This is a genomic window from Martinezella sp. CNPSo 3795 (assembly GCF_057784475.1).
Genome location: NZ_JBXSOQ010000008.1, coordinates 238,350 through 265,032, shown reverse-complemented (window position 1 = coordinate 265,032; position 26,683 = coordinate 238,350). Strand labels below are relative to the sequence as shown.

30 protein-coding genes and 1 pseudogene are annotated in these 26,683 nt (G+C 60.0%); 15 read left to right on the top strand and 16 right to left on the bottom strand.

Annotated elements, in window-relative coordinates; translation table 11 throughout:
* Window positions 1-24: 24 nt before the first annotated feature.
* Window positions 25-705 (top strand): annotated as a pseudogene (locus AC13QY_RS22285) (ArsR/SmtB family transcription factor); the annotation flags it as partial.
* Window positions 706-761: 56 nt separating this feature from the next.
* Here AC13QY_RS22285 and AC13QY_RS22280 read toward each other — a convergent pair.
* The 3 genes from AC13QY_RS22280 to AC13QY_RS22270 all read right to left on the bottom strand — a co-directional run bounded on the left by AC13QY_RS22280 (window position 762) and on the right by AC13QY_RS22270 (window position 2,707).
* Window positions 762-1,187, bottom strand: a complete 426-nt coding sequence (locus AC13QY_RS22280; protein ID WP_152095975.1) for a DUF1284 domain-containing protein — start codon at window positions 1,185-1,187, stop codon at window positions 762-764.
* Window positions 1,184-1,774, bottom strand: coding sequence for a biotin transporter BioY (locus AC13QY_RS22275; RefSeq protein ID WP_145633078.1), 591 nt, complete (start codon window positions 1,772-1,774; stop codon window positions 1,184-1,186). Before AC13QY_RS22275 ends, AC13QY_RS22280 begins: the two co-directional genes overlap by 4 nt.
* A gap of 264 nt (window positions 1,775-2,038) precedes the next feature.
* Window positions 2,039-2,707, bottom strand: a complete 669-nt coding sequence (locus AC13QY_RS22270) for a GntR family transcriptional regulator (protein ID WP_152095974.1) — start codon at window positions 2,705-2,707, stop codon at window positions 2,039-2,041.
* A 243-nt stretch (window positions 2,708-2,950) separates the two neighbouring features.
* Between AC13QY_RS22270 and AC13QY_RS22265 the strand changes: the two genes are divergently transcribed.
* Window positions 2,951-3,643 carry an HAD family hydrolase gene (locus AC13QY_RS22265; protein ID WP_113331986.1) on the top strand — a complete coding sequence of 231 codons (693 nt, stop codon included), beginning with the start codon at window positions 2,951-2,953 and terminating at the stop codon, window positions 3,641-3,643.
* A gap of 96 nt (window positions 3,644-3,739) precedes the next feature.
* On the opposite strand, the gene AC13QY_RS22260 is transcribed toward AC13QY_RS22265, so the two are convergent.
* Complete coding sequence (locus tag AC13QY_RS22260) at window positions 3,740-4,360, bottom strand: hypothetical protein (protein WP_113331952.1); 621 nt, start codon at window positions 4,358-4,360, stop codon at window positions 3,740-3,742.
* Between the two features lie 313 nt (window positions 4,361-4,673).
* On the opposite strand from AC13QY_RS22260, the gene thrC reads away from it, so the two are divergent.
* Genes thrC through AC13QY_RS22240 form a run of 4 tightly spaced genes read left to right on the top strand, consistent with a single transcriptional unit; the run spans window position 4,674 to window position 10,964 of the window.
* Window positions 4,674-6,071, top strand: coding sequence for a threonine synthase (gene thrC, locus AC13QY_RS22255; protein WP_152095973.1), 1,398 nt, complete (start codon window positions 4,674-4,676; stop codon window positions 6,069-6,071).
* A 20-nt stretch (window positions 6,072-6,091) separates the two neighbouring features.
* Complete coding sequence (locus AC13QY_RS22250; RefSeq protein WP_113353923.1) at window positions 6,092-7,390, top strand: M16 family metallopeptidase; 1,299 nt, start codon at window positions 6,092-6,094, stop codon at window positions 7,388-7,390.
* Between the two features lie 50 nt (window positions 7,391-7,440).
* Entirely contained in the window at window positions 7,441-8,055 is a 615-nt protein-coding gene (locus AC13QY_RS22245) for a GNAT family N-acetyltransferase (RefSeq protein ID WP_113331954.1), read from the top strand.
* Window positions 8,052-10,964 (top strand): sensor domain-containing phosphodiesterase, encoded by a 2,913-nt coding sequence (locus AC13QY_RS22240; protein WP_371864889.1) that lies wholly within the window; start codon window positions 8,052-8,054, stop codon window positions 10,962-10,964. The genes AC13QY_RS22245 and AC13QY_RS22240 overlap by 4 nt, the downstream gene beginning before the upstream one ends.
* 39 nt (window positions 10,965-11,003) lie before the next feature.
* Here AC13QY_RS22240 and AC13QY_RS22235 read toward each other — a convergent pair whose 3' ends face one another.
* The 3 genes from AC13QY_RS22235 to AC13QY_RS22225 all read right to left on the bottom strand — a co-directional run bounded on the left by AC13QY_RS22235 (window position 11,004) and on the right by AC13QY_RS22225 (window position 13,089).
* The gene (locus tag AC13QY_RS22235; protein ID WP_145320884.1) at window positions 11,004-12,059 is read right to left on the bottom strand and encodes a zinc-binding metallopeptidase family protein; all 1,056 of its coding nucleotides are present in this window, start codon (window positions 12,057-12,059) and stop codon (window positions 11,004-11,006) included.
* A gap of 137 nt (window positions 12,060-12,196) precedes the next feature.
* Entirely contained in the window at window positions 12,197-12,388 is a 192-nt protein-coding gene (locus AC13QY_RS22230; RefSeq protein WP_069613771.1) for a CsbD family protein, read from the bottom strand.
* A 95-nt stretch (window positions 12,389-12,483) separates the two neighbouring features.
* Entirely contained in the window at window positions 12,484-13,089 is a 606-nt protein-coding gene (locus AC13QY_RS22225) for a YqgE/AlgH family protein (protein WP_069613770.1), read from the bottom strand.
* Between the two features lie 140 nt (window positions 13,090-13,229).
* Here AC13QY_RS22225 and AC13QY_RS22220 point away from each other — a divergent pair, with 140 nt between their 5' ends.
* Complete coding sequence (locus tag AC13QY_RS22220; protein WP_113353920.1) at window positions 13,230-14,057, top strand: protein-disulfide reductase DsbD domain-containing protein; 828 nt, start codon at window positions 13,230-13,232, stop codon at window positions 14,055-14,057.
* An 83-nt stretch (window positions 14,058-14,140) separates the two neighbouring features.
* Window positions 14,141-14,626 (top strand): peroxiredoxin, encoded by a 486-nt coding sequence (locus AC13QY_RS22215; RefSeq protein ID WP_113353919.1) that lies wholly within the window; start codon window positions 14,141-14,143, stop codon window positions 14,624-14,626.
* Window positions 14,627-14,712: 86 nt separating this feature from the next.
* Here AC13QY_RS22215 and AC13QY_RS22210 read toward each other — a convergent pair whose 3' ends face one another.
* Window positions 14,713-15,081, bottom strand: a complete 369-nt coding sequence (locus AC13QY_RS22210) for a VOC family protein (protein WP_113353918.1) — start codon at window positions 15,079-15,081, stop codon at window positions 14,713-14,715.
* Between the two features lie 95 nt (window positions 15,082-15,176).
* Here AC13QY_RS22210 and AC13QY_RS22205 point away from each other — a divergent pair, with 95 nt between their 5' ends.
* From AC13QY_RS22205 to AC13QY_RS22190, 4 genes are read left to right on the top strand one after another with little or no spacing between them, the layout of a single operon-like run.
* Window positions 15,177-15,413 (top strand): hypothetical protein, encoded by a 237-nt coding sequence (locus AC13QY_RS22205; RefSeq protein ID WP_152095972.1) that lies wholly within the window; start codon window positions 15,177-15,179, stop codon window positions 15,411-15,413.
* Window positions 15,410-16,192: a metal ABC transporter ATP-binding protein gene (locus tag AC13QY_RS22200; RefSeq protein ID WP_113353917.1), complete on the top strand. Its 783-nt coding sequence runs from the start codon at window positions 15,410-15,412 to the stop codon at window positions 16,190-16,192. Before AC13QY_RS22205 ends, AC13QY_RS22200 begins: the two co-directional genes overlap by 4 nt.
* Window positions 16,189-17,061, top strand: coding sequence for a metal ABC transporter permease (locus tag AC13QY_RS22195; protein WP_113353916.1), 873 nt, complete (start codon window positions 16,189-16,191; stop codon window positions 17,059-17,061). Before AC13QY_RS22200 ends, AC13QY_RS22195 begins: the two co-directional genes overlap by 4 nt.
* A gap of 19 nt (window positions 17,062-17,080) precedes the next feature.
* On the top strand, window positions 17,081-17,983 hold the full coding sequence (locus AC13QY_RS22190; protein ID WP_113353915.1) for a metal ABC transporter solute-binding protein, Zn/Mn family: 903 nt from the start codon (window positions 17,081-17,083) through the stop codon (window positions 17,981-17,983).
* A 56-nt stretch (window positions 17,984-18,039) separates the two neighbouring features.
* Here the strand turns inward: AC13QY_RS22190 and AC13QY_RS22185 are convergent, their stop codons facing one another.
* Window positions 18,040-18,348: a Dabb family protein gene (locus AC13QY_RS22185; protein ID WP_113331963.1), complete on the bottom strand. Its 309-nt coding sequence runs from the start codon at window positions 18,346-18,348 to the stop codon at window positions 18,040-18,042.
* 120 nt (window positions 18,349-18,468) lie between these two features.
* On the bottom strand, window positions 18,469-19,368 hold the full coding sequence (locus tag AC13QY_RS22180) for a LysR family transcriptional regulator ArgP (protein ID WP_113353914.1): 900 nt from the start codon (window positions 19,366-19,368) through the stop codon (window positions 18,469-18,471).
* Between the two features lie 100 nt (window positions 19,369-19,468).
* Here AC13QY_RS22180 and AC13QY_RS22175 point away from each other — a divergent pair, with 100 nt between their 5' ends.
* Window positions 19,469-20,077 carry a LysE/ArgO family amino acid transporter gene (locus AC13QY_RS22175; RefSeq protein ID WP_113353913.1) on the top strand — a complete coding sequence of 203 codons (609 nt, stop codon included), beginning with the start codon at window positions 19,469-19,471 and terminating at the stop codon, window positions 20,075-20,077.
* A 111-nt stretch (window positions 20,078-20,188) separates the two neighbouring features.
* A complete protein-coding gene (locus tag AC13QY_RS22170; protein ID WP_488493932.1) occupies window positions 20,189-21,079 on the top strand; it encodes a dihydrodipicolinate synthase family protein in 891 nt (296 codons plus the stop codon).
* Window positions 21,080-21,124: 45 nt separating this feature from the next.
* On the opposite strand, the gene rnhA is transcribed toward AC13QY_RS22170, so the two are convergent.
* The 5 genes from rnhA to AC13QY_RS22145 all read right to left on the bottom strand — a co-directional run bounded on the left by rnhA (window position 21,125) and on the right by AC13QY_RS22145 (window position 24,913).
* Window positions 21,125-21,565 (bottom strand): ribonuclease HI, encoded by a 441-nt coding sequence (gene rnhA, locus AC13QY_RS22165; RefSeq protein ID WP_113353911.1) that lies wholly within the window; start codon window positions 21,563-21,565, stop codon window positions 21,125-21,127.
* The gene (locus tag AC13QY_RS22160; RefSeq protein ID WP_113353910.1) at window positions 21,562-22,527 is read right to left on the bottom strand and encodes a homoserine kinase; all 966 of its coding nucleotides are present in this window, start codon (window positions 22,525-22,527) and stop codon (window positions 21,562-21,564) included. The genes rnhA and AC13QY_RS22160 overlap by 4 nt, the downstream gene beginning before the upstream one ends.
* A 33-nt stretch (window positions 22,528-22,560) precedes the next feature.
* The gene (ispH, locus tag AC13QY_RS22155) at window positions 22,561-23,568 is read right to left on the bottom strand and encodes a 4-hydroxy-3-methylbut-2-enyl diphosphate reductase (RefSeq protein ID WP_112722479.1); all 1,008 of its coding nucleotides are present in this window, start codon (window positions 23,566-23,568) and stop codon (window positions 22,561-22,563) included.
* Window positions 23,569-23,739: 171 nt separating this feature from the next.
* Window positions 23,740-24,501, bottom strand: coding sequence for an SURF1 family protein (locus AC13QY_RS22150; RefSeq protein ID WP_488493931.1), 762 nt, complete (start codon window positions 24,499-24,501; stop codon window positions 23,740-23,742).
* Window positions 24,494-24,913, bottom strand: coding sequence for a DUF983 domain-containing protein (locus tag AC13QY_RS22145; RefSeq protein ID WP_069613871.1), 420 nt, complete (start codon window positions 24,911-24,913; stop codon window positions 24,494-24,496). Before AC13QY_RS22145 ends, AC13QY_RS22150 begins: the two co-directional genes overlap by 8 nt.
* 148 nt (window positions 24,914-25,061) lie before the next feature.
* Here AC13QY_RS22145 and AC13QY_RS22140 point away from each other — a divergent pair, with 148 nt between their 5' ends.
* On the top strand, window positions 25,062-25,712 hold the full coding sequence (locus AC13QY_RS22140; RefSeq protein ID WP_152093603.1) for a chloramphenicol phosphotransferase CPT family protein: 651 nt from the start codon (window positions 25,062-25,064) through the stop codon (window positions 25,710-25,712).
* A 61-nt stretch (window positions 25,713-25,773) separates the two neighbouring features.
* On the opposite strand, the gene AC13QY_RS22135 is transcribed toward AC13QY_RS22140, so the two are convergent.
* Entirely contained in the window at window positions 25,774-26,652 is an 879-nt protein-coding gene (locus AC13QY_RS22135) for a cytochrome c oxidase subunit 3 (RefSeq protein WP_113331971.1), read from the bottom strand.
* Between the last annotated feature and the right edge of the window lie 31 nt (window positions 26,653-26,683).

Sequence of the window (26,683 nt, the reverse complement as noted above, 5' to 3'; positions counted from 1 at the left end):
AGATGGTTCGGTTACGATCGAAGTATGAAAGAAGGTCCAGACATAGCACAGATCGGCTCGCTGATCGGCGATCCCGCGCGAGCGAACATTTTGACAGCGCTGATGGGCGGCCGGGCGTTGACGGCAACGGAACTGGCGGCGGCTGCCGGCGTGACGTTGCAGACCGCCAGCGCCCATCTTGCCAAACTTGAAGCGGGAGGCCTGCTGGCACAACGCAAGCAGGGCCGGCATCGCTATTTCACGCTGGCGGACGATCGCGTCGGCAAGCTGCTTGAGGGTATCATGGGTTTTGCAGCCAGCCGTGGCCATCTGCGCCATCGTCCCGGCCCGAAGGAGCCGGCCCTGCGCAAGGCACGCATCTGCTACGACCATCTAGCCGGCGATTACGGCGTGCGCATGCTCGACAGCCTGATCGAGGCCGGGTCGATCTCCGCGGTCGGCGAAGGTCTGAGCCTGACGGACGATGGCGAAAGGCATCTTGGAACGATCGGCATCGACGTCTCCGGATTGCGCTCGAGCCGCCGCCCGCTTTGCCGATCCTGCCTGGATTGGAGCGAGCGGCGCGCGCATCTTGCAGGCAGCCTCGGCAAGGCGCTGCTTTCGAATTTTCTCGACAAGGGTTGGGCGCGGCGAACCGAAAACAGCCGCTCGATCTTCTTCACGCCCGAGGGCGAGCGCCGCTTTTTGGCGCTCTTTCCACTTGAGTTGAGCGATGGCGCCCGGCAGCCAGAGGCCTCACAGCCAGAGCTGGATAACACGCCTCAAGCTGCTTTGATCAGGACACCGCTGAAATTGCTTGCAGCAATGCGGCTGCAGAGGTCGCCCCATTCGCAGCCGATGCAGGCATGACGGATTTCACCGCCGGCGAAATTGCGGCGAAGCTTAGAAAGCAGGATGGCATCAGGCACCAGCACCGTGCCTATGCCGATCTCTTCGCCCAGCAAGGCCGCGACATCGGCAAGGGCAGTTGCATCCCGCTCGATGACCGAAGCCTTGAAGCAGTGTGGCTCCTCCCCGTTCAGGAGCGGAGCGCAGATGTCATCGGGGCCGGAGACCAGTTTGATCTTCTCCCCTTCCGACAGCCGCTCGGCGATGCGGCGATAATTGTCGGTGAAGGCTGAGGTATAGCCTTCACCAACGAAGGTCAGCATGCAGAGCAGATGATGGGCGCGAAGCCTGACGGTCAATTCAGACGCGCCTTGCCGCTATAGACCTGAATGGTCTTCAGCACTGCGGCTGCAAGCGCGGACTTGAGGACGGCGCCGAGGATGAAGGGCGCCACGCCAAGCAGCCAGCCTTTTTCCGCACCGATCAGCGCTGCAAGCCATGCGCCGCCGATCGCAAGGCAGAGAATGTTAGCCGAGAGATGCGCCAGAAAGCTGCGCACGACGCGGTTGCCGCTCCAACCTCGCTCGCCAAGCCAGCCGACGAGGGCTGCGATGATCGGGAAGGATGCGAGATAACCCGCCGTCGGACCCATGAAGGGCGCAATGCCGCCTGCCCCGCCGGCGAGCACCGGAAAGCCGATCGCGGCTTCGCCCAGCCACGCGAGAACCGTAACTGCGCCAAGACGCCAGCCATAAAGAGCACCGATCATGGTAATCGCGAATGTCTGCATGGTGATCGGCACCGGTATCATCGGCACCGAGATTCGCGATGCGAGTGCCAGGATCAGTGTTCCGGCGAGAACGAACACAGTCTTGGCAACAAGCGAACGCTGACCAAGGCGAAGCGGATCGAAAGCGACTTCATCGTGATGCTGCAACAGGGACATAGGCTCTCCTTTCAAAATTATAGATAATTTTTGAGTCTCATCTATTTTATGAGAGAGATTGCGAAATCAGGCAAGTGGCAAGCTCCGGATATTTTGAGTAAGCGCGAAATCCCATTGAAAAATAAGAGTAATAAATCCGGAAAGCGCGGCGAACCGCAGCTGAAATGCTGATCGAGATGCAGCAGCGGCAAAACGAAGAAACTCCGCGCGGAGCACAGCTCGCGAGGCATGCCCTACAAGGCATCTCAAAATTATCTATAATTTTTAGCCGACGATTGCGAAGGCGTCGCGTGTCGATCCGGTAGGTGTGCGCACCGGCGCGCGGCCAATCCATTGCACATGCTTCTGCAGAATAGCAGCCGCCTCGTCGGCCCGCCCTTGGCGCAGCGCCGCCAGAATGGCGCGGTGGTCATAATCCGTGCGTTTTTCCCAGCCGGATTGCCAGGCAGAAAAGAGAAAGCGGGCGCTCGCCGCATGCAAATCATCGATGGCGGCAAGAAGACGCGCCATACCGCAAGGCGCCAGGATCAGGCGATGGAAACGGCGGTTTGCTTCCTCCCAAGCGTGGACATCACCGGCGGCATCGCCATCGCGTGTCGCCTGCTCAGCCTCGTCCAGAATGGCCGACGTCAGATGCGGGGCCGCATGCTTGAGTGCAAGACCTTCAAGGGCTGCGCGCATCTCCGCGACCTCGCGAACCTCCTTGAGATCGAAGGAGGCGACGCGCACGCCGCGACGCGGAAGGCTGATCGCCAGCCCCTGCGCCTCGAGCCGCCGGAACGCCTCACGCACGGGCACATGGCTGGTGCCAAACTCCTCGGCGATGTGATCCTGCCGCAAGCGGGCATCGGGTGCGATCTCGCCGCGGATGATGCGGTCGGCAAGCACCCGGCTGATGCGGCTGGCAATGGTGTCGTCGCGCTCCTTGGCCATGGCCGATCCTTAAAGGCGGGCCAATCCGATGTCGAGGGCCGATATCGAGCGACAAGAAATCGTCATCACCTCTTTTGCGCATTTCGACCTTTTCGCTCACTGCAGCGCAGCCATGCCCGCCAATTGGTTGAGCTTTGCCGACATATCGTGTAAAGCCCGGCGGTCATTTTTCAGAGCATGCTCCGAAACACCAATGGTTTCCTGGAGTGTGCCGAACTCAGCCACATCAAAGGCAGCAATTTCATGAGCAATGGCTTCGACCTCATCATCTTCGACTGCGACGGCGTTCTGGTCGATTCGGAAATCATCGCGGCACAAGTCGAATCCAAACTGCTGACCGATGCGGGCTATCCGATCAGCACCGAGGAAATGGGTGAACGCTTCGCCGGCATGACCTGGCGCAACATCCTGTTCGAAGTCGAGCGCGAGGCCAGTATTCCCCTCTCCGCTTCGCTGCTCGACAAATCGGAAAAGCTGCTCGACCTGGCGCTTGCCAGCGACGTTCAGCCTATCCCTGGCGTTCCGCTGGCGCTGTCACGCCTGCCGATACCGCGCTGCATCTGCTCGAATTCCAGCTTCGCCCGCATCGAGATGATGTTGACGAAGGTCGGCTACCTCAAACTGTTTGCTCCGAATATCTTTTCCGCCAAGGATCTCGGCGCCGACCGCGTCAAGCCCAAGCCGGACATCTTCCTGCATGGCGCCAAGCAGATGAATGTCAGCCCGGCCAATACTATTGTCGTCGAAGATTCGGTTCACGGCGTTCAGGCAGCGCGCGCCGCCGGCATGCGCGTCATCGGCTTCACCGGCGCATCGCACACCTATCCTTCGCATGCCGACCGTCTGACCGATGCCGGCGCCGAAACCGTCGTCAGCCGCATGGCCGACTTGCCGGGCGTGGTCATGGCGCTCGCCGAATGGGACGGCGTGCTCTGAGGCAATAGGCAATAGGCAAGATGTTGCGGCCATAGTGCCGGCGGCAGCAGGGACAAGGTGATCTTTTCCTACTGCCTACTGCCTACTGCTCCAACCTTAGTGACGCTTCTTGCGCGCTGGCTTCTCGCCCTTTGCCGGCTTCTGCGGGCCTTGATCGAAGCCGATCTGGACGATGGTGAAGCCGCCCGAGCCACCAGCAACTTGAATATCGTCGTCGGTGAAGAGGAACTGCGCCGTGCTTTCGCCCGGCGGGATTTCCGCCGTATACATAATGGTCTTGCTATAGAGCGCGTTGTCATTGTCCATGACCGCAACATGGATCGGCAGGGTTACCTTGCCGGAGCTGCCCATGGGACCAGCAACCAGGCGCCCCTGCGCCACGACGTGAATGCCGAGGCTTGTTCCATCGGTGGTGCACTGGCGGGTCGCCTGCGCCAGCGAAGCCTGATAGACCAGCTGGTTCGGATCGTCCTTGGCGCCCTTGGCGTAGGTGCGATAGACCGAATCCTCGTCGCGGATGACCGCCTGCGGGCACTTGCCGGCGACATAGGTCTGGCCGCCCGTAGGTGCGGCAGTCGTGGCTCCGGTTTGCGGCGCTACCGTTACATCCGTTGCCGGCTGTTTTTCACTGTTGCCGCCGATGCCGAGAGTGCTGCAACCCGTCAGGAATGCCAGAAGCGAAGCGGAGAAAAGACGACGCGAAACCTTGCCAAACACTATAATTCCACCCTCTCCATATATTTCATATAATCGGCCTGCAGCCTGTCAAACGGGCCTTTTATGACACTTGGCGATGGTCTATACCAGCGACGCAGCGAAAAATCGATTGGGTAGACACCGTTTTGGCTCACTTTTCGAGATCGACACATTGCCACAAACAGACGCCACATGGCGCCGATCCCACGCGCCTTGCGCAAACGCGAAAACCCCGCGGCTGATCCGACGCAAAAAGACCGGCCGTCGTCTCTTCGTTCCTCTACCCTCTCAATCGATCACTCAGGCAATTTTGCGACCAAAGGAATTCTAGACCGTGGACTATATTTCAACGCGGGGAGAAGCCCCTGCCCTTGGCTTCTGCGACGCCCTCCTGGCCGGCCTTGCTCGTGACGGCGGGCTCTATGTTCCCCGTGAATGGCCGGTCCTGACGAAGAAGGAAATCCGCGCCTTTCGCGGCAAGAGCTATCAGGATGTCGCCTTCGCGGTGCTTTCGCCCTTCACCAATGGCGAGATTCCGGCAGATGTCTTCCGCGGCATGATCGACGATGCCTACGCCACGTTCCGGCATCCGGCCGTGGCGCCGCTCGTCCAGACCGGGCCGAACAGTTTCGTCATGGAGCTTTTTCACGGCACGACACTCGCCTTCAAGGATGTCGCCATGCAGCTGCTGGCGCGGCTGATGGACTATGCGCTGGAGAAGCGCGGCCAGCGGGCGACCATCGTCGGCGCGACCTCGGGCGATACCGGCGGCGCGGCAATCGACGCCTTTGCCGGCCGCGAGCGCACCGACATCTTCATTCTCTTCCCGCATGGCAAAGTCTCGCCGGTACAGCAGCGGCAGATGACCACGTCGACGGCAGCGAATGTGCATGCGCTGGCCATCAAGGGCAATTTCGACGATTGCCAGAACCTCGTCAAAGCCATGTTCAACGATGCGCCCTTCCGCGACAAGGTGAGGCTCTCCGGCGTCAATTCCATCAACTGGGCGCGAATCATGGCGCAGGTGGTCTACTATTTCACCACCGCTGTTGCTCTCGGCGGCCCGGATCGGAAGATTTCCTTCACGGTGCCGACGGGCAATTTCGGCGATATTTTCGCCGGCTACGTCGCCAAGCGCATGGGCCTGCCGATCGAAAAGCTGGTCATCGCCACCAACGAGAACGATATTCTGGCGCGCATGCTGAAGTCAGGCCGCTATGAGATGCGCTCGGTAAAAGCCACCACCTCGCCGTCGATGGATATCCAGATCTCCTCCAATTTCGAGCGCCTGCTGTTCGAGGCCAACGGCCGGGATGCCTCCAAGGTGCGCGCTGCCATGGAAAGCCTGAAGCAGTCGAACGGATTTTCAGTCAGCGAAGAAGCCCTGAAGCTTATCAAGAAGGACTTCCGAGCCGGCCGCGCCAGCGAGAAGCAGGTGGCCGAAACGATCCGCAAAACCCTTGTCGACACAGGCTATTTGCTCGATCCGCATACGGCGATCGGCGTCTTCATTGCGGACAAAAACGAGCGTCCCAGCAGCCCGATGGTGACGCTTGCGACAGCACACCCGGCAAAATTCCCCGCCGCAGTAAAATCCGCATCCGGTATTGACCCGGCGCTTCCGACGTGGCTTGCTGGTCTGATGACCAGGGAGGAGCGTTTCGACATTCTCGATCCGGAACTTAAAGCCGTTGAAAGCTTTATCGGCAAGCATGCCCGGACCGGCGAATAACAGACGCGGAAAGACAGGCGATGACAGTGGAGTGCACCCGGCTAGCGTCCGGGCTGACAGTAGCGACCCAATCGATGCCACACCTCGAAAGCGTGGCACTCGGCGTTTGGATCAAGTCGGGTTCGCGTAACGAAACCGAGGCAGAACACGGTATCGCGCATCTGCTCGAACATATGGCGTTCAAGGGCACAGCGCGGCGCTCCGCCCGGCAGATCGCCGAGGAAATCGAGAATGTCGGCGGCGAAGTCAACGCCGCCACCTCGACGGAAACCACGTCTTATTATGCCCGCGTGCTGAAGGATCATGTGCCGCTCGCCGTCGATATCCTTGCCGATATCCTAACGGAATCCGCTTTCGACGAGGAAGAGCTGGCGCGCGAAAAACAGGTCATCCTGCAGGAAATCAATGCCGCGAACGACACGCCCGACGATGTCGTCTTCGACAAGTTTTCCGAGGTCGCCTATCGCGGCCAGACGCTTGGGCGCGCCATTCTCGGCACACCGGAGACTGTCGTCTCCTTCTCGCCAGAACAGATCCGCCATTATCTCGGCCGCAACTACACGACCGACCGCATGTTCGTCGTGGCGGCCGGCGCAGTCGACCATGAAAGCTTCGTGCGGCAGGTCGAGGAGCGCTTCTCCAGTCTTCCGACGAAACCGTCCGCTCCACCCGTTATCGAGCCGGCGCGTTATATCGGCGGCAACATTCGCGAAACCCGCGATCTGATGGATGCGCAGATCCTGCTCGGCTTCGAAGGCCGCGCCTATCATACCCGCGATTTCTACTGCTCGCAGATCCTCGCCAATATCCTCGGAGGTGGCATGTCCTCGCGCCTGTTCCAGGAAGTGCGCGAATTCCGCGGCCTCTGTTATTCGGTCTATGCCTTTCATTGGGGCTTCTCCGACACGGGCATCTTCGGCATCCATGCGGCGACCGGCGGCGAGAACCTGCCGGAACTGCTGCCCGTCATTGTCGACGAGCTGCATAAATCCTCGCATGACATTCAGCAGCAGGAAATCGAGCGCGCCCGCGCCCAGATCCGCGCACAGCTGCTGATGGGCCAAGAAAGCCCGGCCGCCCGCGCTGGCCAGGTCGCAAGACAGATGATGCTTTATGGCCGCCCCATCCCGAACCAGGAGATGCTGGAGCGCCTGGAAGGCATCACGATCGACCGCCTGACGGATCTTGCCGGCCGCCTGTTCTTCGATACAGTACCGACGCTTTCTGCGATCGGGCCGCTGGAGCAGCTCGCGCCGATGGAGGACATCGTAACCTCGCTGTCGGCGCCGGTCCCTGCCTCCAGAAGCGCAAGCGGCTAAGGGCACGCCGCGGGCCTATGGGTGCAATTCTCGGGGGAGTGCTTGGCGGCATGCAAAAATCTGTCTTTCGGTTTCTCTCACGTCATACGGACGCGGTTGAACTCGAAAACGACAATTATTTGCTGCGTTTGCCGCGCTACTCCGATTTCAATCAATGGCATAAGCTTCGGGCGGAAAGCCGGCGCTTTCTCGAACCCTGGGAGCCTACCTGGCGACACGACGAGCTGACTGAGGGCGCCTATCGGGCACGCATCATCCGCGGAAAGCAGGAATACAGCTCCGGCCAGGCCATACCGCTCTTCATTTTTCTCAGGGAAAACATGACGCTGGTTGGCGGCATCACGATCGGCTATATTCGCCGAGGTGCTGCGCAGAGCTGCATGATCGGATATTGGATGGGCGAGCGCTACTCCGGTCAGGGCCATATGTTCGCCGCACTTCAGTTGGTTATACCCTATATCTTTTCCGGACTTGAGTTGCACCGAATTGAAGCAGCCTGTATTCCGGATAACGAGCGTAGCATGCGGCTTTTGGAAAAAGCCGGTTTCCAGCGGGAAGGTCATTTGCGCGGTTATCTTAAAATCAACGGTCAGTGGCGCGACCATGTGATGTTTTCAAGGTTGGCATCCGACACCAACCCGAACCGAAGCTTCGACCAGCGATGATCGCTGGAATGATGCAGACGTGGCCAACGGCCCGCCGGCTATGCGCCGTGATCGCAACGCTCGCGGCCGCCATGCTGCTGTTGACCGCCGGGATGGCTGATGCAGCCGAGCCCGTGAAGATCTCGCGCGACGATACTGCTCTCGATCTCACAGCGACGACCGAAATCTACACCAATCAGGGTGAAGCCTTCCAGGTTTCGACAGCGGCCGGCGCCGACGGCATCCGCCGCCGCATCGAGGTTCGCTCCTCTTCACCCAATCATCAGGGCGACTGGGCGGTTTTCGCGCTCGCCAACGTTTCCGAAGAGCAGCTTGAGCGCGTCATCGTCGCGCCGCATTTCCGTCTCGTGAATTCAAAGGTCTTCTGGCCCGATCTCGGCTCGCAGCGCATCGTCGCGATCACGCCGAGCGAAGGTTTTGCGCTCGATCGTCAGCCGAGCGACGAGGCTGACGTCTTCCGTATCACGTTGAACCCCGGCGCCGTCGTCACCTTCGTTGCCGAACTTTCGTCACCGAACCTGCCGCAGCTCTATCTCTGGGAACCAAACGCCTACAAGGATACGGTCAACGCCTTCACGCTCTATCGCGGCATCGTGCTCGGGATTGCCGGCCTGCTAGCGGTGTTCCTGACCATTCTTTTCGTCGTCAAGGGCACGTCGATGCTGCCGGCCACGGCGGCGCTCGCTTGGGCGGTGCTCGGCTATATCTGCGTGGACTTCGGCTTCCTCGGCAAGCTCATCAGCATCACGTCAAGCGACCAGCGAATATGGCGCGCCTGTGCGGAAGTGGCACTCGCGTCGAGCCTGGTGATCTTCCTCTTCACCTATCTCAATCTCAATCGCTGGCACGCCCATCTCGGTTATGTGACACTTGCCTGGGTGCTTGGCCTTGCCCTCCTCTTCGGCGTGGCGATCTACGATCCGTCGATTGCTGCGGGCATTGCGCGGCTGTCGCTGGCGCTGACGGCAACAGCCGGCCTGCTACTCATCATCTATCTCGGCTTCAGCCGTTATGACCGGGCCATCCTGCTCGTGCCGGCCTGGGCGCTGATCCTCGTCTGGCTGTTCGGCGCCTGGATGACGGTCATGGGCAAGCTCGACAATGACATCATCCAGCCGGCACTCGGCGGCGGCCTCGTTCTCATCGTCCTGCTGATCGGCTTCACCGTCATGCAGCACGCCTTTGCCGGCGGCGCCTTCCAGCAGGGCCTGTTCTCGGATCTGGAGCGGCAGTCCCTGGCGCTGACGGGCTCCGGCGATACCGTATGGGACTGGGACGTGGCGCGCGACCGCGTAGTGACGACGCCCGATATCTCGGTGAAGCTCGGCCTCTCGCCCGGAACCATGCATGGCGCGGCGCGCAACTGGCTGCCGCGGCTGCATCCCGACGACCGCGACCGCTTCCGAGCGACGCTCGACGTCCTTCTGGAGCATCGGCGCGGTCGATTGAACCATGAATTCCGCATCCGCGCGGAGGATGGACATTTCCACTGGCTGTCGATCCGCGCCCGGCCGGTGCTGGGGTCGAACGGCGAGATCATTCGCTGCGTCGGCACGATCGTCGACATTACCGAACAAAAGAATTCAGTCGAACGATTGCTGCACGACGCTGTGCACGACAATCTGACCGGGCTCCCGAACCGTCAGGTCTTCCTCGATCGCTTGCAAGCCGTTCTGACGCTGGCTTCCGATGGAAATCAATTGCGGCCGACGGTTATGGTCATCGACATCGATCGCTATAAACTCGTCAACGATACGCTTGGCTTTGCCGCAGGCGACAATATCCTAATCGCATTGACCCGTCGCCTTCGCCGCCTGATGAAGCCGCAGGATACGCTGGCGCGTCTTTCGGGCGACCAGTTCGGCCTCATCCTCGTTTCCGAACGCGATCCCGCCAAGGTCGCCGACTTCGCCGACGCGATCAGCAAGGCGATCATGGTGCCGATCAATTTCGCCAACCGCGAGATCATTTTGACGGCATCGGTCGGGTTGACCTCGTGGGTCGACCAGCAGGAAAATGCGGCCGGGATGCTGAGCGATGCGGAACTCGCCATGTATCGCGCCAAGCGCGCCGGCGGCAACCGCGTCGAACCTTTCCAACCTGCCTTCCGCAGCTTCGGCACCGACCGGCTGCAGCTCGAAACCGATCTGCGCCGCGCCGTCGAACGCAAGGAGCTTTCGCTCGTCTATCAGCCGATCGTTCGGCTTGAGGATGCAGAAATCGCAGGTTTCGAGGCGCTGATGCGCTGGGAGCATCCGAAGCGCGGTAACATTCCGCCATCGGAATTCATCCCGATCGCGGAGGCTTCCGACATCATCGGTCCGCTCGGCATGTTCGCATTGGAGCAGGCAACGAACGACCTCAAGGCATGGCAACGACAGACTGGCGACTTGCCGCTGTTCGTCTCCATCAACCTTTCCAGCGTGCAGCTGCTCAACAACGAGCTTTACGACGATATCCGCGCCCTGCTCGCCAAGACCCATTGCGATCCAAGCCGCATCAAGCTGGAGCTGACGGAATCGCAGGTGATGGAGAATCCGGAACAGGCGCGGCTCGTGCTCGACAAGCTACGCGAAGCCGGCATCGGTTTGGCGCTCGATGATTTCGGCACCGGCTATTCCTCGCTCGCCTATCTCACCCGCTTCCCCTTCGATACGATCAAGCTCGACAAGGCGATGGTCCGCGACGATAGCGACAAGAAGGCTGTCCTGTTGCGCTCGGTCATTTCCATGGCGCGCGAACTCAATATGCGGGTCGTCGCCGAGGGCATCGAATCGGAAGAGGATGCGCTGGAGCTCGCCAAGATCGGCTGCAGCTACGGCCAGAGTTTCATCTTTGGTCCGCCGATGGGCTCGGATTCGGTGATCCGTCTGCTCAAGGAACGCTTTCCGCTGACGAAGCGCGCCTGAGGCCTTCGCGAACCGCCTTCGACGATGTGCGGCGCCTCATCAGGCGTTGTCGATCAATTCCCTGATATAGTCGAGCTTCGCGACCACCGGCGGCGAAAGAATGAAGGGATAGGAATCCGGCTGCCCCATGCTGCGCTGGATGGAATTGATCGCTACGCTCAAAGGGATCCAGGCGCTGACGAGCTGCTCGGCGCTTTCTGCCTTGTAAGGATTGAAATCCACCTCGGCCGCCATGTCGTGATAGCGATGGGGATCGATCGCCAGGCCGAAGGAACGCGCCGTTTCCAGCGTATCGACGATGTGCAGATAATGCGCAAAGCATTCGGCGAAATCCTCCCAGGGATGGGAGCTGGCATAGGCGCTGATGAAACTTTCCTGCCAGCTTGCAGGCGGGCCATGGTCGTAATGGGCCTGGAGTGCGGCGCCATAATCGGCGCGCTCGTCGCCGAAGACGGCGCGAAAGGCATCGAATTGTCCACGATCGCGGACAAGCTTGTTCCAGATGAAATGACCGGTCTCGTGGCGGAAGTGGCCGAGCAAGGTGCGATAGGGCTCGTTCATCAAGGTGCGCGCCTGTTCGCGCGTCACATCGTCGGCCTCGGCGGCCCGAATGGCGATCAGTCCCTCCTCGTGACCGGTCATCGCCGGGACCACGGTATTGCCCTGCACCTCATCCTCCAGGAAATCGAAGACGAGCCCACCTTCGGGGTCCTGCTGCCGATCGGGATGCGGCAGGTTCCACCGCAAGAGCGAATAAAACAAATGCCGCTGCGCCTGGCTGATGCGCCGCCAGCGATCTATACCCTGTTGCGTGCCGGTGTTCGGCACGAGACGATTGTGCCGACATGCAACGCAATAGGGCTGCGGATCGTCCGCATCAATGAGCCAATTGCAGATATCGAGTTCGGCATTCGCGCAGAAGCGAACATGCCGGGTCTGTTCGGAGACCGGGTACCAGTTCGTCTCAGTTTCTGCTTCCAGGGCATATATCGCCAAGCGATCCGGGACGAAACCGAGCTGATGACCACATCGAATGCATTGCCTGTTATCGAAATGAACAGGCTGTCCGCAATGATCGCACGTGAAAAGCCGCATGCTCCCCTCGGAAAACTTATTGGCAGGCAATAAAGAGCCTGCCACGTTTCCGTAACAGGCTCCTCCTCCCAACATCGCCGCTTCGACGTCAATTCAGACGGAGCAGCGACCATGGATTGACAAAAACAAGCAGCCGGTCACATCCGGTCCACCGCTCCCTTGACCTTATCCTTGGCCTTGCCAACGGCGGTTTGCACCTTACCCTTGGCTTCCTGTGCAGCGCCCTTGGCGCGCATTTCCTTGTCATTCGTCGCCTTGCCGGCCATCTGCTTGGCCTTGCCGGCAATTTCGTTCGCCTTACCGGACACCTTGTCGGTCGTGCTGCTCATGTCTGACGCCTCCTTGGCTGCGACAGCGGAATTGCCGTCGCTCTGTCGGGAAAACGTCACGCACGCTACTTCGTTCCAAAACAACGCAAATCGGCTCAGCTATGGCCGGCATGCGGTGACAGCATGACCGGATTGATACCCATGAGAGCCAGCGCACGATCATACTTGTTCTCGAGGCTGCGATCGAAGATCAATTCTTCGTTTGCAGGGCAGTTCAGCCAGCCATTGTTGCCGATCTCCGCCTCAAGCTGGCCAGCGCCCCAGCCGGCATAGCCGAGCAACATCGTCGCGCGCTTCGGACCGCTCCCCTTGGAAATGGCCCTGACGATATCGAGCGTCGCCGTCAGGCTGATATCGTCACTGACCGGAATGCTGCTGTCGCTGATGTAATCGTCGGAATGCAGGACGAAACCTCGGCCGCTTTCGACGGGACCGCCGGTCTGGATCGGGAAATCGCGCGCCATCTGCGGAAGCACGATAGCATCGTCGTCCTTGATCATTTCGAGATGCAAGAGGACGTCGGTGAATGTCAGCTTCTGAGCCCGGTTGATGACGAAGCCCATGGCACCGGCATCGGAATGGGCACAGATATAAACAACCGTGCGATGAAAGTTCCGATCCTCCATGCCGGGCATGGCGATCAGGAACTGACCGTCGAGAAAACCTCTTTCGCGTCTATTCTTCAGCGTCGATAGGGACATCGTGCCTCCTGACCGCAGTTCGCAACTGCGCCGCCTAATACCAAGATGGGGCAATGTCATAAATCAATCAACTGAAAATGATCATTTACCTCTTCAGTCGTGCTGGCTCCCGGCGACCCAATCCGCTAAATCCTTGTTCCATGATCGAAATAAGTACCGTTGCCCGCCTGTCGGCACTTCTTGCCACTTTGTTTTTCAGCACCGTGGCGGCCCATGCCGCAACGAGCGAGTGGATAGACAATCAGGGCGGCAGAATGCGTCTGATCGCACTGGCGCCGGACGCAGAAGGGCATATCCGCGCCGCCTTGCAGATCGAACCGGAGCCGGGCTGGATCACCTATTGGCGCGAGCCGGGCCAGGGCGGAATTCCGCCACAAATAACACCGGCAGCCGGCAGCGGCGTAACACTCGAAAGGGCAGACTACCCGATACCAAAATCGATCCGACTCGGCTCTATCCAGGAAATCGGCTATGATGCGCCGGTCACGTTTCCGCTTGCTCTGCGCGTCACCGGCAAGGCGCCTGCAAAACTTGAGCTGACTGCTTTCATCGGCCTCTGCAAGGATATCTGCATTCCTTTCCAAGCCGAGTATTCCCTGCCCTTGCCAGTAGATGTGCAGCCGACTTCGCATGAGCTGGCTTTGCTCGATGCGGCGAAGGCCGTGCTACCACAGCCTCCCTCTCCGGATTTCGCCGTCGAGAACCATAAGATCTCCACCGACGGCAAGAGCCTTTCCCTGCATCTGACGCTGCCGGAAGCGAGCGGAAAGATGCCAGAGATCTACGTCACCGGGCCGTCGGGCTACGTGTTCTTCCAGCAAGCGAATGCGAAGCGGGAGGGAACTGCCTTCTCGGCCGATATAGTGATCGGCAAACTGCCGAAGGATTATGATACGAAGGGCAAAAGCTGGGGCATTCTGGTCGTCGATGGCGATCGGGCGATGGAAACCACCCTTGCGCTCGAATAGGCCGGATCTATAGTCCTCAGAACCGTCTTCATGCCATCGGCGGCCGTTCGAGCGCCCCGAGACAACGACCCAAGGAGAGAGACATGACTATCGCCATCGGCGACACGCTGCCTGCCGCCACCTTCAAGGAAAAGACCGCCGACGGCCCGGTCGAGATCAGCACCGAACAGCTCTTTGCCGGCAAGCGCGTCGTGCTGTTCGCCGTTCCCGGCGCATTTACGCCCACCTGCTCGCTCAATCACCTGCCGGGCTTCCTCGAAAACCGCGACGCCATTCTCGCCAAGGACGTCGATGATATCGCCGTCGTTTCGATCAACGACTGGCACGTCATGGGCGCCTGGGCGCAGTCGTCCGGTGGTCTCGGCAAGATCCACTTCCTCGCTGATTGGGACGGCTCCTTCACCAAGGCGCTCGGCCTCGACGTCGATCTCTCGGCCGGCGGCCTCGGCATTCGCTCCAAGCGCTATTCCATGCTGGTGGAAAACGGCGTGGTGAAGACGCTCAATATCGAGGAAAGCCCCGGTCAGGCCACGGTTTCGGGTGCGGCTGCGATGATCGAGCAGCTTTAGGATTTTTGATGGATTTGGAAAGGCTGGGCGCCCTGAGCCCGGCCTTTTCCAACTAAAGGTAAGGCGCAAGCCCTTCCTCATTTCTTCTACCTGCTTGTTACCCGGATATAATAGCCATCCGGATCTGCGATACGGAAATCGCGCAACCCCCATGGCTGTAGGGCAAGCTCCGATACTGTATGGCCGCAGGTTCTGGCGGCGTCATAAAAACCTTCCACATCCCCAACGCTCAGCACGATTTCGACACCGAGGCCCGGTCGTTCGCCATTGACCGCCCGAAGGGGATGATCAGGCCCAAGAGCCTCCCGCTTGTTAACGGAAATGATAGCCTCGCCATTCGAGAGCATCGTGTATTGCTCGCCTGTTTCGCCAACCACCTGGAAGTTCAGTGCCCGTTGATAGAATTCTATCGACGCCGTCACATCGGCAACAAACAGCTCAAGCCTTAGCTTCATGATTTTGTCTCCTACCCGTCTCGTAAATTTTGTCGCTCGATGCTGCGTGAAAATACAACTGTCGTGAGCGTCATGGCGATAAGGCGCGGACATTATTGCCGGTAAATATTCCAGCCTTGTTTACCGCAGTTCACCGCCGCCTCTTTTTCGCCGCATTTCATCGGCTACAACACGTAATGTTATTACATAATGAAAGCCCTGAAATGCCTTTTGACCGTGATCCCTTCGCTTCGTCCCTCATGGGGCGCTCGGCTTTGATGCGCCTTGCCTATGTGGCGGTGGGCATTGCAGTGCTTTGGGCTGCTATCGGCTGGGCGGTGGCTTTGGCATGAATGATCTGATCCGCCTCAACAATCTCACCGTTACCTATGAACGTCATCCAGCCGTACACCATCTCTCTGGCGGCTTTGCTGCTGGCAGCCTCACGGCGATCGCCGGGCCGAATGGTGCCGGCAAGTCGACCTTGCTCAAGGCAATCGTCGGAGAGTTACGTCCGGCGGAAGGGTCGATCGATCGTGGCAAGCTGACGCGCAACGATTTCGGCTATCTGCCGCAAGTGGCCGATATTGCCAGACGCTTTCCGATCTCGGTTGCCGATACCGTCATGCTCGGTGCTTGGAAGAATGCCGGCGCCTTTGGGCGGTTCTCGCGGAAAGACGCCGAGCGGGCGCGCGAGGCGCTCGGCATCGTCGGGCTTTCGGGCTTCGAACGGCGTCATATCGGCTCGCTTTCGGCCGGACAGTTCCAGCGCGTGCTGTTTGCGCGGCTGTTGCTGCAGGATGCCCGCGTCATTCTGCTGGATGAACCCTTCACCGCGATCGACCAGCGTACGACGCGCGATCTTCTCGGCCTCGTGCTGCGATGGAACCGGGAGGGACGCACGGTCATCGCCGTACTGCACGATTTCGAGCAGGTGCGAAGCTATTTCCCCGAAACGCTGCTGATCGCCCGCAAACTCGTGGGATGGGGCAGGACGGAAGATGTCATGAGCCCAACGAACCTCATCAAAGCGCGCGCCATGGCCGAGCGCTGGGATGAGGAGGCCGCGACATGCCTCCCCGAAGAAGAGCACGACGAAGGCGGCCTCGTGAAGCGGGAGCCGGCCGAATGACCGTCTACGATACCTTCCTCGCACCCTTTGCGGACTATGGTTTCATGCGGCGCGCGCTGATTGCCTGCGTCTGCCTCGGCCTCGGCTCCGGCCCGATCGGCGTCTTCCTGATGCTCAGGCGCATGAGCCTGATGGGTGATGCCATGAGCCATGCCGTTCTGCCTGGCGCCGCTATCGGCTACCTCATTGCCGGCTCGCTGTCGCTGACCGCGATGGGGCTTGGCGGGCTCGTGGCCGGCCTTTCGGTGGCGCTGCTCTCCGGGCTCGTCAGCCGCGCGACCGTGCTGCAGGAGGATGCGAGCTTTGCCAGCTTCTATCTGACCTCGCTGGCGCTCGGCGTCCTCATCGTGTCACTACGCGGCTCCAACATCGATCTGCTGCATGTGCTCTTCGGCACTATTCTCGCGATCGATGCGCCGGCTCTCTACCAGATCGGTGCGATTACGACGGTGACGCTGCTGGCGCTCGCCGTCATCTACCGGCCGCTTGTCATGGAATGCTTCGATCCGGGTTTCCTGCGTGCTGTCGGCGGGCGCGGACCGCTCTATCATTTCCTGTTTCTGCTGCTGGTCGTGCTCAATCTCGTCGCGAGCTTTCAGGCGCTCGGTACGCTGATGGCCGTCGGGCTGATGATGCTGCCGGCCGCCGTGGCTCAGCTCTGGTCGCGCAGCCTACCCGCCATGATGATGATTGCGACGGGAACGGCGATAGTGGCAGGCTATCTAGGCCTCATCGCATCATACCATCTCGAATTTGCATCAGGCCCGACCATCATCATCACCGCCAGCCTGATCTACGGCTTCTCCATTCTCTTCGCACCTTCGGGCCTTGCCCGGCGGCTCTTCCCCCGTCCCCATCTCCGGGGCTAATCTGAACAAGGAGACCCACATGAACAAACAGAGACTGCTTCTCTCAGCCGCCGCGGCAGCCTTCGTCGCCTTCGGCGTCGCTGCACCAGCCTCCGCCGAGACACTCAATGTCGTTGCGTCCTTCACCGTGCTTGCCGATGTCGTCAAGCAGGTCGGCGGCAATCATGTGAAGGTGTCGAGCCTCGTCGGCCCGAATGGCGACCCCCATGAATTCGAGCCCTCGCCAGCCGATGCCAAGACGTTGAATGCCGCCAAGGTCGTCTTCGTCAGCGGCGAAGGCCTGGAAGGCTGGATGGACCGGCTGATTACCGCGTCCGGCTACAAGGGAACGCCCGTTGTCACCTCCGAAGGCGTCAACACCCGCACCATGGTCGACGATGGCAAGACCGTCACCGATCCGCATGTCTGGAATAGCCCGGTCAATGTGAAGGTCTGGGTCGCCAATATCGAAAAGGCTCTTTCCGCCGCCGATCCGGCTGACGCCGCCGACTTCAAGGCCAATGCCGAGCGCTATACGAAGGTGCTGACGGAGCTTGACGCCTATGCGCACGGCAAGTTCGACAAGATCCCGGACGATCGCCGCAAGGTGCTGACCAGCCACGACGCCTTTGGCTATTTCGGCCGCGAATACAAGGTCAACTTCCTCTCGCCGCTCGGCGTTTCGACGGAGACGGAGGCGTCGGCCGCCGACGTCGCCAAGCTGATCGAGCAGATCAAGACCGAGCATGTGAAGACCTATTTCTTCGAGAATTCGAACGATCCGCGCCTCGTCAAGCAGGTCGCCAAGGCAACCGGCGCCGAGCCGGGCGGCGAGCTCTATGTCGAATCGCTGTCAAAGGCCAACGGGCCGGCTTCGACTTACGAAAAAATGTTCCGTTATAACGTTGACCAGCTCGCCGCTGCGATGGCGAAATCGAGCTGATCGACCGGATCCGGTCGCAGGCTTACCCCGTCTGCGGCCGGATCCTGGCGGCTATTTCAAAGATTGAAATCAAAAACCATTAGGCCGGCCAGACCGCCGTCGGTGGAGGAAACGATGCGTTCGCCGACAGCCACATGTTCGGGATGGATGAGATAGGCATCACGCGCCTCCACACTCTCGAAGGTGACGGCAAATCCATCGGCGAAGCCGCCATGCAAGCCTTCGGGCGATACGTTTGGCCCATATTTCACATCGACAATGCCCGGAATGACCTTCTGCAAGGCGACGACAGAGTCGAAGAGCGCGGTCTTCTCATCCTGTGTCAGGGCGGATTTGAGTCTAAGAAAAACGCAATGCAGGATCATAAAACAATCTCCCTGGAAGTCGGGGGCAGCATAGAGGGAAAGGACAGCCGGGCAAGGCACCAATTCGCGAACATTGCGTTCCGGCAGCGAGGCGAATGGCAAGGTGTTTAGAAGCATTGCTCATGCTGACAGATGAGCTTTGGCTGCCGCTGTGATCTCGCGCGTCAGCTCGGCAAGCCGGTCGGCTGCGAGACGATTCACTTGCCAATATAATGGAATGTCCAGCGGCGTGTCGGGGATCAGTTCCACCAAGCGCCCAGCCTCCAGATGCTCCCGCACAAGCTGAATGGGATTCATGCCCCATCCCATGCCTGCAAGGCTGGCATCGACGAAGCCCTGCGTCGACGGCAGCCAATGGCTCGGATAGGCAAAATCCTCTCCGAAAGTCTGGCGTAACCACCGGCTTTGAAGCCTGTCCTTCTGGTTGAAGGTCAGGGCCGGCGCATTCCGGATCGCTTGCGGGGTAACGCCCTGTGCAAAATGCCGGGCAACGAAATCCGGGCTTGCCGTCGCATGGTAGCGGAGGGCGCCGAGGGACATGCGCCGGCATCCCTGGATCGGCTTCTCCAGGCCGGTGACGGCGGCGATGACCCGGCCGCGCTGCAGCCATTCGGCGGTATGATCCTGGTCGTCGATGGCGATATTCAGCAGATAGGGGGAGCGTTTGGCAAAACCCGATATGGCTTCCACGAACCACGTCCCGAGGCTATCGGCGTTCGTGGCGATGTGAAGCGTAACCCTTTGCTTGGGCTCCTCGGGATCGATGAGTGCCGGCAAACGTCCGAAAAGCTCGTCTTCGAGCATGCCGACATTCTCCATATGGCGGCAGAGCCATTCGCCCTTCTCCGTTGCGGTGCAGGGATTACCCCTGACGATCAGGACGATGCCCAGGCGTTCTTCCAGCTGCTTCACCCGCTGCGAGACGGCCGAAGGCGTGACGCTGAGAAGGGTCGCCGCCTTTTCGAAACTGCCTGTCTGGACGACCATGGAGACGGCACGGAGAGCAGAATAATCGAGCATGGATTAGTTTTTCTTAATCAGGATTAGCAACATTAACTAGCCTAAATCTTCTTGTGCCGATACCGGAAATGCTCATTGATTTTGGAGCATTTCGGCTAGGATGAATTTTTCGATCTATATGACGGGCCTGATGATGGGGCTCAGCCTGATTGTCGCGATCGGCGCGCAAAATGCCTTCGTCCTGCGTCAGGGCCTCCGCAACGAGCATGTCTTAGCCGTATGCCTTGCATGCGCGCTCTCCGATGCCGCGCTCATCATCCTCGGGGTGACGAGCTTCCGCCAGATCTCGGCGCTGTTGCCCTGGCTCGATCCTGTCATGCGCTATGCCGGGGCAGCCTTCCTCATCTGGTACGGAGCCAGGAGCCTCTACTCCGCCTTTCGCTCGTCCGCGGTGCTGGCCGCCGGAGAAGCGAAATCATCGAGCTTCCGGCAGACGCTTGCCATGTGCCTGGCGCTCACCTGGCTCAACCCGCACGTCTATCTCGATACCGTCGCGCTGCTCGGCACGATCTCGACCCGATTTCCGGGAAACGAGGCTTCATTTGCGGCGGGGGCCATGACCGGCTCTTTCCTGTTCTTCTTTTCGCTTGGCTTTGGCGCGCGATGGCTAAGGCCGATCTTCGCGAAGCCCGCCTCCTGGCGCGTTCTGGAAACGCTCATCGCGCTTACCATGTGGATGATCGCCACAAAGTTGCTGAGCGGAGTATGATTTTACAACATATTCCATCGACAGCTACACGGTACTCAGCATAGGACGATTTCAGGTTCTGTTTTTCGACCGCTACCGCTGCTCATGGCCTGACAGAGAAGGAAAACAATTGTGACGCTCTTTACAGGACTTTCGGCCTTTCCAATTACTCCGACCGACGCTTCCGGACGCGTGGATGTTGCAGCTCTCACCCACCTGCTTGAACGCATTCAACGGGCGGGCGCGGATTCCATCGGGTTGCTCGGCAGTACGGGCGGTTACGCCTTTCTGTCACGCGACGAGCGCCGGCGGGCAGTACAGGCGGCGATGACAAGTGTCGGCGGCAAGATCCCGGTCATCGTCGGTGTCGGAGCGCTGCGGACCGACGAAGCGCAGGTATTGGCGCGTGATGCCAAGTCGGCCGGCGCGGATGGGCTACTGCTGGCCCCGGTATCCTATACTCCACTCACGGAGGAAGAGGTCTACCAGCACTTCGCAGCCGTCGCGGAGGCCGGCGAGCTGCCACTCTGCATCTACAACAATCCCGGCACAACGAAATTCACATTCAGCGATCGACTGATTGTACGGCTGGCAAAGGTGGCGAACATCGTGGCGGTGAAGATGCCTCTGCCGCAAGATGGCGATTTCAAGGGAGAGATAGCGCGCCTGCGCCAGGAAACGTCAAAGGGTTTCGCCATCGGCTATAGCGGCGATTGGGGGGCCGCAGCCGGGCTACTGGCCGGCGCCGACGCCTGGTACAGCGTGATCGCCGGCCTCCTGCCCGCCGAGGCGCTGGCGCTCACACGGGCCGCCCAGGCCGGCAACGTCGCCGAAGCCGAACGGCTCGATCAAAAATTCCAGCCGCTATGGAGCCTGTTCAAGGAGTTCGGCAGCTTCCGTGTCATGTATGCGATTGCGGAAGCACTCGATCTTTGCCGGATCGATCCACCGCGCCCAATCCTGCCCCTCTCCGCAACCGAAAAGCCAAGAGTGAGAAGCGCGCTCGATCATATCTTAGCGTGATCGAGTTCTATGTGACGCGGCTAGTCCGAGTTTATTGCCGACGAGCTACTTCCGCTTAAACGGCTCCATGCCCTTGCGGGCCAGCTCGTCGGCCCGCTCGTTCTCCGGGTGTCCTGCATGCCCCTTTACCCAGTGCAGCATCACCTTGTGTCTGTTATAGGCCTCGTCCAGCGCCTGCCAGAGCTCGGCATTCTTCACCGGCTTCTTGTCTGCGGTCTTCCAGCCGTTCTTCTTCCAGCCGAAGATCCACTTGGTGATGCCGTCCTTGACGTAGACGCTGTCAGTATAGAGATCGACCTCGCATGGGCTCTTCAGGGCGCCGAGTGCCGAGATCGCGGCCATCAGCTCCATGCGGTTGTTGGTCGTCTCTGCCTCGCCGCCGGAGAGTTCCTTTTCCACCTCGCCGTAACGAAGCACGGCGCCCCAGCCGCCGGGGCCGGGATTGCCGGAGCAGGCGCCGTCGGTAAAAATATCGACGTGCTTCATGCCTTCAGCCCATATTCGGCGGCCGCGGCAATCTGGCGGTGGAAGCGCAGCTTGCGCAGATATTCGATCGGATCTTTCTTGGTGACGAGAGCGCCGGCGGGGGTCGTCAGCCAGTCGTAGAGACGTGTCAGGAAGAAGCGCAACGCCGAGCCGCGGGCCAGCGTCGGCAGGGCGGCGATTTCAGCCTCGCTCAACGGCCGCACGCTCTGATATCCCTCAAGCAGCGCCATTCCCTTGGTGATGTTGTAGGCGTGATCTTTCTCGAAGCACCAGGCATTCAGGCAGATCGCGACATCGTAGGCGAGCTGATCGTTGCAGGCGAAATAGAAATCGATCAAGCCGGACAGGGTGTCGCCGAGGAAGAAGACATTGTCCGGGAAAAGATCGGCGTGGATGACGCCTTCGGACAGACCCTTCGGCCAATGCTTTCCAAGGAAATCGAGTTCGCCGCGGATCTCACCCTGCAGGCCGGCCTCGACTTCGTCGGCGCGGGCCTCTGATTTTTCCCAGAGCGCTTGCCAGCCCTCAAGCGACAGCGCGTTCGGGCGGCGGATCTCGAAACCCTCACCGGCAATATGCATAGCGGCCAGCGCTTTGCCGACTTCGCGGCAGTGATGTGCCTCGGGCTTGCGCAGCCACATGCCCTCGAGGAAGGAGATCAGGGCGGCAGGACGCCCGGAGAGATGACCGAGCAAGGCACCGTCACGGCGCGGCAGGGGTAGCGGGCAGGACAGGCCGCGGCTCGCCAGATGCTGCATCAGCCCCAGGAAGAACGGCAGATCGCCCTTGTCGACGCGCTTCTCATAAAGCGTCAGGATCAGCGGATCGCGGCTCGTATGCAGCAGGAAGTTCGAATTCTCGACGCCTTCGGCAATGCCCTTGTAGGAGAGCAATTCACCGACATCATATTCGGTCAGGAACCACTTCAAATCGTCTTCGGTAATATCGGTATAAACGGCCACGAAACAGTCCCGAACTTGAGCGCCTTAGGTCGGCTATTCGCCGTTGACGAAAGCCATGTCTGCTGTCGTCAGCTCTATACTGCGAAGCTCGCGATTGACGAGGAAATTCTCGGTTTCCTTCACAGTTTCAGCGAGTTCCACCACAGCATTATAGCGGGCGCGGAAAGCTTCGATAATCTCGTTGACGATGACTTCTGGCGCAGATGCACCAGCCGAGAGGCCAACGGTCTTGATATCGCCGATATCGTCCCAATCGATCTCGGCGGCGCGCTGGACGAGAACGGATTTCTTCGCCCCTGCCCTCAGCGCCACTTCGACGAGGCGCTTGGAATTCGACGAATTCGGCGCACCGACGACGATGAAGAGATCGCAGCCCGGCGCCGCCTCCTTTACCACTTCCTGGCGGTTGGTTGTGGCATAGCAGATCGAGTCGGCAGCCGGTGCTGTCAGATTGGGGAAACGCTCCTGCAGCCGCGCGATGACGCCGGCGGTATCGTCAACAGAGAGCGTCGTCTGCGTGACGAAGCCGAGATTGTCGGGATCATCAGGCTGGTAGACGTCGGCATCCTCCACCGTCTCGATCAGCGACACGGCACCTTCCGGCAGCTGGCCCATAGTACCGATCACTTCCGGGTGGCCGGCATGGCCGATCAGGACGACGTGGCGGCCAAGGCGATTGTGGCGCATGGCCTGCTTGTGCACCTTGGAGACAAGCGGACAGGTGGCATCGAGATAGAAGAGATTGCGCGCATCGGCATCGGCCGGCACAGATTTCGGCACGCCATGCGCCGAGAAGACGACGGGCTGGGCGCGATGCTCGGCCGGGATTTCATCCAGCTCCTCGACGAAGATGGCGCCCTTGGCTTCCAGCCCCTCGACGACATAGCGGTTGTGAACGATCTCGTGGCGGACATAAACCGGCGCGCCATAGGCCTTCAGCGCCAGAACGACGATCTGGATGGCGCGGTCGACGCCGGCGCAAAAGCCGCGCGGCCCGCAAAGCCGGATGGTCAGGTCAGGTTTGGAAACAGCTATGTTCATATCTCTTCCGAAATGCGACAGAGGCTCGAGCCATAGATAGGGCTGCCCTGCCGCCTGCTCCATTCAGTCCGCATGATCCCAAAAACCGCTGCGCACTTTTTGGGATCATGCTCTAGCGGAATATTCCATCGAAATGAAGCTATTCTATTGCATGTCTCTATTGTGGGGCCTCTATTGTGAGGGCGCGTCCGGATGGTGTTTGCGCCACCAGGATATGGCGACGATCGCTGCCAGCGCCACCGCCAAGCCATACCAGGTCACCGCATATTGCAGGTGATTGTTCGGCAGATCGATGATGGTGACGCCGCCGATCGGCGCCCCTCCTGGATTGGGTGTCTTGTCGGCGTCGATGAAGAAGGGCAGCACCTTGTCCTTCGGCAGGCCGACGCTGGCAGCCATGGCATCCAGATCCTTCCAGAAGAAGATGTTCTTGCCGAGATCATTGTCCGGCATGCCGTCTGGCCGCTCGGCAAGTTTGGCGCGGGCAAGACCGGTGACAGTCTGTTCGCCCGTCAATTCACCCTGTTTGCGCTTTTCGGGGTCCTTCGCCTCTGTAGGAACGAAGCCTCGATTGACGAAGATAAAGCGACCGTCGCCCAGCTGCAGCGGCGTATAGATGTGGTAGCCGGGATCGCCGTCATAGGTGGCGAGGAAATGCCGCTCCTTGTCGTTGAGGTAATGGCCGGTGGCGGTTACGACGCGATATTCGATATCGCCGCCGGATGCCGCCATCGTCTCGATCGCCGACAAGGGCATAGCCGGTGCGTCCTTGCGGGCCGCGATGTCAGCCAGCAGGCCCTCTTTCCATTGTAGCCGCTCGACCTGCCATGTTCCAAGCCCGATGAGGATGACGAGCGCCGCGAGAAGAAGCAGTGCCTTGGCGATCTGCCACAAGGGATTGGCGCGACGCACGGGCACTGCGGACTCAGTCACGATGGACGCGCCCTTCGGCGGCGTTGTTGCGATATTGCAGGGCGATCAGGATGCCCTTGCACCAGCGTAAAGATAGAAGCGAAAGGATGATCGTAAGCGGCGCGAACAACACGATATAGACCCAGATCGGCGGCGCATAGTTGATCTGCATCCACAGGACCGAGCCGATAATGATAAAGCCGACGATCAGGATGACGAAGACCGCCGGGCCATCGCCCGCATCCGCGAAGGCGTAATCGAGATCGCAGGCCGCACAGCGCGGTTTCAGCGACAATAATCCATCGAAGAGCTTGCCTTGGCCGCAACGCGGGCAACATCCCTGTATGCCGACCTTAAAGGGATCGACGGGCGCAAAGAGGGCGCTGTCGCTGTGGGATGCCTCGTTTGGCGTCTTGTCTTGCTCTGAGCTCAAAGTTCTGTCTCGATCAGCCTAAAATAGCGGGCGATCACATGAACCTCGCCCCTATCATTATAACTAACTGCGAAGCATGCATCCGTCCAATCGAAAAGCTCTCAGCTCCTCCTCATCAGCCTCAAAACAAGCAAAGGGGATCGAATTCATGCCATTCAGCGAAAGCCGGCCGGCTGGCCAGATCGTCATTCTCAACGGTGCGCCGCGATCCGGAAAAAGCAGCATCGTCGAGGCGATACAGGCCGATTTTGAAGGCGTGTGGGTGAATCTCGGCGTCGACGCCTATGTGCGGCATATCACGCCTCCACGCTACCGTCCGGGCATCGGCTTGCGTCCCGGCGGCGAGCGGCCTGATCTCGAGCCGCTGGTTGCGCGCCTTTATGCCGCACTCTATGCCTCCATCGCCGCACATAGCCGCATGGGATTGAATGTCGTCGCCGAGTTCGGTCATCATGAAAGCTATTCGCAGCCGCTCGGCATTCTTGCTGATTGCGCCCGGCTGCTGACGGGGCTGCCCGTTCTGTTCGTCGGCGTGCGCTGCCCACTCGATGTCGTGATGGGGCGGCGGCTGGCCGAAGGGCCGGAAAGACAGGGCACTTACGTGAAGGTCGAGGCTGGCATGACTGTCCCTGCGCCAGTCATTGCCTGGCAGGAACAGGTACATCGGCCCGGAATCTATGATCTGGAGGTCGATACGTCGGTGAAAAGCCCCAAGGCATGCGCCGAGCAAATCAGACAATTGCTCGCTGAAGATCTGCCTCATCCGACGGCATTCGAGAGGATTGCCTCAAGGGATTGAGGCCAAAAAATAAAAGGCGGTCGTCCAGCGCCCGCCTTTTGTTTTCAGAGATCGATACCGATCAGCCCGCCGCGACCGGCGCGCCCCAGCTGCCCCAAACATAAATGCAGAAGAACAGGAAGAGCCAGACCACGTCGACGAAGTGCCAGTACCAGGCGGCCGCTTCGAAGCCGAAATGCTGCTTCGGCGTGAAATCGCCGCGGATGGCGCGGACCAGGCAGACGATCAGGAAGATCGTGCCGACCAACACGTGGAAACCGTGGAAGCCGGTCGCCATGAAGAAGGTCGCGCCGTAGATCGAGTTTCTGAACTCGAACGGCGCATGGGCATATTCATAGGCCTGGACGCAGGAGAACAACGCGCCGAGCAGGACGGTGAGCGTCAGGCCCTGGATCAGGCCCTTGCGATCACCATGCAGCAACGCGTGGTGAGCCCAGGTGACGGTCGTGCCCGACAGCAGCAGGATGATGGTGTTGTAGATCGGCAGGTGCCAGGGGTCGAGAACCTCAACGCCTTTCGGCGGGAACTGGCCGCCAAGGAAGGCCGTGCGCGACGCCTGGATCGCCTCGTTCGGGAACAGGCTGACATCGAAATAGGCCCAGAACCAGGCGACGAAGAACATCACTTCGGAAGCGATGAACATGATCATGCCGTAGCGCAGATGCAGCGACACGACGCGGGTATGCGCGCCCTCATGCGCCTCCTTGATCGTGTCGGCCCACCAGCCGTACATGACGTAGAGGATCACGGCGAGGCCGATGAAGAACAGCCAGGGCTGCGCGAAATTGATCCCGAACAGATGCACCGCGCCGCCATTCAGGTAGCGCATGAAGCAGACGCCGCCGAAGGTGATCACGAAGGCCCCAAGGGCCGCAATGATCGGCCACGGGCTGGGATCGATAATGTGATAATCGTGTTTTCTCTGATGCGCCTCGGCCATATCAGCAATCCCCGAATAACTTTTTCCCATA

Coding starts and splice junctions, on each gene's coding strand:
- AC13QY_RS22245 (WP_113331954.1), top strand. CDS start 7,441: ATGCAAAAATCTGTCTTTCGGTTTCTCTCACGTCATACGGACGCGGTT.
- AC13QY_RS22175 (WP_113353913.1), top strand. CDS start 19,469: ATGAATTTTTCGATCTATATGACGGGCCTGATGATGGGGCTCAGCCTG.
- AC13QY_RS22250 (WP_113353923.1), top strand. CDS start 6,092: ATGACAGTGGAGTGCACCCGGCTAGCGTCCGGGCTGACAGTAGCGACC.
- AC13QY_RS22185 (WP_113331963.1), bottom strand. CDS start 18,348: ATGATCCTGCATTGCGTTTTTCTTAGACTCAAATCCGCCCTGACACAG.
- AC13QY_RS22215 (WP_113353919.1), top strand. CDS start 14,141: ATGACTATCGCCATCGGCGACACGCTGCCTGCCGCCACCTTCAAGGAA.
- AC13QY_RS22195 (WP_113353916.1), top strand. CDS start 16,189: ATGACCGTCTACGATACCTTCCTCGCACCCTTTGCGGACTATGGTTTC.
- AC13QY_RS22140 (WP_152093603.1), top strand. CDS start 25,062: ATGCCATTCAGCGAAAGCCGGCCGGCTGGCCAGATCGTCATTCTCAAC.
- AC13QY_RS22220 (WP_113353920.1), top strand. CDS start 13,230: ATGATCGAAATAAGTACCGTTGCCCGCCTGTCGGCACTTCTTGCCACT.
- AC13QY_RS22135 (WP_113331971.1), bottom strand. CDS start 26,652: ATGGCCGAGGCGCATCAGAGAAAACACGATTATCACATTATCGATCCC.
- AC13QY_RS22275 (WP_145633078.1), bottom strand. CDS start 1,774: ATGTCCCTGTTGCAGCATCACGATGAAGTCGCTTTCGATCCGCTTCGC.
- AC13QY_RS22235 (WP_145320884.1), bottom strand. CDS start 12,059: ATGCGGCTTTTCACGTGCGATCATTGCGGACAGCCTGTTCATTTCGAT.
- AC13QY_RS22230 (WP_069613771.1), bottom strand. CDS start 12,388: ATGAGCAGCACGACCGACAAGGTGTCCGGTAAGGCGAACGAAATTGCC.
- AC13QY_RS22240 (WP_371864889.1), top strand. CDS start 8,052: ATGATCGCTGGAATGATGCAGACGTGGCCAACGGCCCGCCGGCTATGC.
- ispH (WP_112722479.1), bottom strand. CDS start 23,568: ATGAACATAGCTGTTTCCAAACCTGACCTGACCATCCGGCTTTGCGGG.
- rnhA (WP_113353911.1), bottom strand. CDS start 21,565: ATGAAGCACGTCGATATTTTTACCGACGGCGCCTGCTCCGGCAATCCC.
- AC13QY_RS22190 (WP_113353915.1), top strand. CDS start 17,081: ATGAACAAACAGAGACTGCTTCTCTCAGCCGCCGCGGCAGCCTTCGTC.
- AC13QY_RS22210 (WP_113353918.1), bottom strand. CDS start 15,081: ATGAAGCTAAGGCTTGAGCTGTTTGTTGCCGATGTGACGGCGTCGATA.
- AC13QY_RS22270 (WP_152095974.1), bottom strand. CDS start 2,707: ATGGCCAAGGAGCGCGACGACACCATTGCCAGCCGCATCAGCCGGGTG.
- AC13QY_RS22180 (WP_113353914.1), bottom strand. CDS start 19,368: ATGCTCGATTATTCTGCTCTCCGTGCCGTCTCCATGGTCGTCCAGACA.
- AC13QY_RS22225 (WP_069613770.1), bottom strand. CDS start 13,089: ATGTCCCTATCGACGCTGAAGAATAGACGCGAAAGAGGTTTTCTCGAC.
- AC13QY_RS22200 (WP_113353917.1), top strand. CDS start 15,410: ATGAATGATCTGATCCGCCTCAACAATCTCACCGTTACCTATGAACGT.
- AC13QY_RS22265 (WP_113331986.1), top strand. CDS start 2,951: ATGAGCAATGGCTTCGACCTCATCATCTTCGACTGCGACGGCGTTCTG.